Here is a 3,797-nt window from a genome sequence, read left to right as displayed (position 1 = left end):
CATCAACCCTCGCCCGCGAAAGCGTGCGGCAACCTTCGGGAATACTGGAAAGCACCGCTCAAATCTTAAAATCTCAAATTTCAAGGGAGAACATCATGGAAAAGACCTTATCCATCAATAAAGAGCGAACCACGGTCATGGACTGCTGCGAAACGGCCCTTCTGGCCGTACTCATCGCCGTAAGCGGCACCTTCCGCATTCCCGGCATTGTACCGGGCACGGAGTTCCAGCTGTCGGCGCCCATTGCCGTGGCCATCTGCGGCGTTTTTGGATTTAAGAAATATATCATCGCTGGTATTCTGGCTTCCCTTATGGGCCTTTCCCTCGGCACCTGCACCATCCTGAATGTGGCTATCCAGATGTCCTTCCGTCTGGGAGTCGGTGCCTTCTGGCTCCTTTCGGGATCAAACCGGTTTTTCTATATTTTTTCCGGCCCCTTCGGCACCGCCCTGGCCCGGGTGGTGATGTACTTCCTTCTGGGCAAGGGCCTCACCCTGATGCTCATCGCCGCCGCACCCGGCATGGCCTTCACCGCCGCCACGGCCTGGGCCTTCGGGAAAATCTTCACCCGCTGCCGGAAAGCAGTGAGAACCCTGTAAATCTGTTTCCATCATTTTTCTCAAACCTGCAGGGGGGTGTCCGTAGTGACATCCCCCTTTCTTCATGTTACAATGATTTCATCCATTGAAAATTATCTATGAAACAGAAGGAGGCCTCCATGGCAGACTCAAAAATCATTTATCTTACAAAAAACGTACATGACCTGGTGAAAGAATACCCGGAACTCATTCCTATTATGAAGGAACTGGGATTTACCCGCATTACCGAAAAAACAGCCCTCAACACCCTGGGCCGTTTCATGACCATTCCCAAAGGGGCCATGATGATGCACATCGACATGGGAAAGGTGATTTCCACCCTCATGGCCCACGGCTTTACCCTGGGCGGTTCCTTCGCCCAGGCGCCTGAGGAGAAAGCGGCTCCTTCCGTGGAAACTGCACCGGATGAAAGAACCGCCAGAATCACTGAATATATCCGCCGCCTTTCCGCCGGAGAGGATCTGGAAAAGGTGCGGGCAGACTTTGTAAAGCACTTCAAAGACGTGGACCCCGGCGAAATCGCCCTGGCAGAACAGTCCCTTCTGAAAGGCGGCGTCCCCCTCCGGGATGTGCAGCGGCTCTGCGACGTCCACTCCGCCCTCTTCCACGGCGCCACCAGAGCGGAAAAAATTGCCGCCGCCGAAGCCAAAGTACAGGAATCCCTGGGCCGCTTCTCCCCTGCCGCCCTGGAGCGGAAAGACGGCGCCGACGGCCTTTACGAAACCCTCCGCGCCATCCCCGGCCACCCCCTGTCCATCCTTTCCCTGGAAAACGAAGCCATCGCAAGCCGCCTGGAAAAAGTGCGGAAAACTCTGGACACAGGAGAAAACCTGATGGACGAACTGGCAGCTCTCCGCCGGATCTCCTTCCATTACAATAAAAAGAACGTCCTCTACCCCATCCTGAAGATGAACTACGGCTTCTCCGGCCCCTCCGACGTCATGTGGAGCGTGGACGATGAAATCAGGGACACCCTGAGAAATCTGGAAAAACGGGGCCTTGCCAGCCCCGCCGTCCGCAAGACGCCCCAGTGGCAGGAGCGGCTCTCCTCCGCCCTCACCAGAGCCGAAGAAATGATTTACAAGGAAAACAACATCCTCTTCCCCCTCTGTGCCAAGAATTTCAAAGAAGAAGAATGGAAAGCCATTGCCCGGGACTTCTCCCACATGGAACCCTGCCTCACCGGCCCCCAGCCCCGCTGGCAGGAAGCCTTCCCGAAGGAAAAGGAAGAAAGCTCCCTCTCCGACGGAATCATCCATCTCCCCACAGGCCGGCTCACGGTGAAAGAACTCACCGCCCTGCTGAATACCCTCCCCTTTGAAATCACCTTCGTAGACGCCCATGACATCAACCGCTACTGGAACGACGACGGCGCCCCCAAACTCTTCTCCCGCCCCGCCACCGCCCTGGGCCGGGAAGTCTATACCTGCCACCCGCCAAAGGTGGTGCCCATGGTGAAAAACCTGATTGACTCCTTCCGCACAGGAAAACAGGACCTCTTCGACGTATGGATGGAAAAAGAAGGGGAGCCGGTACTGGTGCGGTACATGGCCGTCAGGGACGCTAAAGGCACCTTCGTGGGAACCCTGGAAATCGTACAGAAAATGGGATTTGCCAAAGAGCATTTTGTGAAATAAAGAGGGGGTTCTGCGCCCAAAGGGCGCAGAAGGGGCGCGGCTCTCGCCGCAGGTTGTGTAGAAGGGTTGAGGATGAGGTTGTGGAAAAGGTTCTCAAGTTTGACCGGCCTTAGGCCCGAGGGTTGTGGATTGCCCATGGAGCCACTGCGTGGCAGGGTTCAGAGGGTGGTGGATTGCCCTTTTGGCAATGAAATTTTATATGCCTGTCGGCGGCATAGCCCGCTCTGCAGGCAAGGCCCATCGTCCTGTGCGAAGCTGCGAAGCACGGACGATGGAACCCGGGCGCTGGGCTCTTGCTTTTTCCATGGAATAGAGTAAAATACAGGCAATAACCCATTTTGCGGGGTATCCTACCATGCCCCACAGTAGGAGAGGAGAATAGTAGAATGAATTTGAAAAAAGTATTTGCCATGATTCTGGCAGGCATACTGGCCCTCACCGTATCCCTGTCATTTGCAGGCTGCGGCAAAGGCCCGGGAAGCACGTCCGCCGGCGGTGAGAAAAAGCCGGTGAAGGTCACGCTGGGTATGCTCCGGCTCACCAGCAGCGCACCCCTTTTCATTGCCATGGAAAAGGGCTATTTTAAGGATGAGGGCATTGACATCGATCCCCAGTGGTTTGATGCAGCCCAGCCCATTGCCGTAGCCACCGCTTCCTCCAAAGTCGATGTAGGCGCCACCGGCATTACGGCCGGCCTGTACAATATGGCAGCCAAAGGACAGAAGCTTTACATTGTGGCCGATAAAGGCAGGGAAGAAAAGGGATACTCCTCCTCCGCCCTGCTGGCCGCTTCTGCCGAATACGACAATGGCCTGACTTCCATCGAAGCACTGAAGGGCAAACGGGTAGGCATTACCCAGAAAGGCTCCACCTTCCATTACATGCTGGGCCGGATGCTGGAAGCCAAAGGCCTTTCCCTGGATGATGTAACCATCGTTCCTCTGGGCAAACTGTCCGCTGTCATGGCAGCCCTGCAGAGCGGCCAGATCGACGCCTGCATCCTGAACGAACCGAACATTACGAAAGTCAGGAACGAAGGCTACGGCAAGGTCATCACCCAGGTCAGTGAAATCATGCCCTACCAGACCAGCGGCATTTTCTACTCCCCCGAATTCGCCAAGAACAAGGACGCAGCCGTTCGTTTCATGAAAGCCTACAATAAGGCCTGCAATGAGTACTACAGCGCCGTAGTAGACAAAAAGGATCCGGCTAAACTGGACGAAATGGTAAAAATCATCTCCAAGTACGTAAAGACGCCGGAAGCGGACATCCGCCTGGGCCTGCCCTATGTAGATAAAAACGGCGTGCTCATGGCTGATGACATCAAAACCCAGATCGACTGGTACTCCTCCCATGGCATGATCGACGGGAAACTGGATGCCAAAGATGTGGTAAACACTTCCTTCCTGGAAGAAGCCATGAAGAAATAATAAAAAGCGCCGCAGACAAAGCGGCGCTTTCTGCGTAATGGGGGCTCCCTTCCCACAGGCGAAGCCGCCACCACAACCCTCGGCCCGAAGGGCCGTTGCCCCCTGAGCGAAGCGATACACAACCCGCCGCC

At 55.6% G+C, this 3,797-nt stretch carries 3 protein-coding genes; all 3 read left to right on the top strand.

All coding sequences use genetic code 11. From position 1 onward, the window contains the following. Nucleotides 1-95 precede the first annotated feature (95 nt). The 3 genes from B2Y11_RS02295 to B2Y11_RS02285 all read left to right on the top strand — a co-directional run bounded on the left by B2Y11_RS02295 (nt 96) and on the right by B2Y11_RS02285 (nt 3,666). Nucleotides 96-599 (top strand): hypothetical protein, encoded by a 504-nt coding sequence (locus tag B2Y11_RS02295; protein ID WP_291055659.1) that lies wholly within the window; start codon nt 96-98, stop codon nt 597-599. Between the two features lie 119 nt (nt 600-718). Then, nucleotides 719-2,236, top strand: coding sequence for a DUF438 domain-containing protein (locus B2Y11_RS02290; RefSeq protein ID WP_291055656.1), 1,518 nt, complete (start codon nt 719-721; stop codon nt 2,234-2,236). Between the two features lie 386 nt (nt 2,237-2,622). Continuing rightward, nucleotides 2,623-3,666: an ABC transporter substrate-binding protein gene (locus B2Y11_RS02285; RefSeq protein ID WP_291055653.1), complete on the top strand. Its 1,044-nt coding sequence runs from the start codon at nt 2,623-2,625 to the stop codon at nt 3,664-3,666. Nucleotides 3,667-3,797: the final 131 nt, after the last annotated feature.

Origin of the sequence: Dialister sp. UBA1703 (assembly GCA_002320515.1) — a bacterium.
GTDB lineage: Bacteria > Bacillota > Negativicutes > Veillonellales > Dialisteraceae > Dialister.
The sequence above is the reverse complement of the archived record's forward strand: the minus strand, read 5'-3'. Positions and strand labels throughout refer to the sequence as shown.

Bases quoted from the DNA above. Each gene is read 5' to 3' on its own strand.
- B2Y11_RS02285 (WP_291055653.1), top strand. From the start codon at position 2,623: ATGAATTTGAAAAAAGTATTTGCCATGATTCTGGCAGGCATACTGGCC.
- B2Y11_RS02290 (WP_291055656.1), top strand. From the start codon at position 719: ATGGCAGACTCAAAAATCATTTATCTTACAAAAAACGTACATGACCTG.
- B2Y11_RS02295 (WP_291055659.1), top strand. From the start codon at position 96: ATGGAAAAGACCTTATCCATCAATAAAGAGCGAACCACGGTCATGGAC.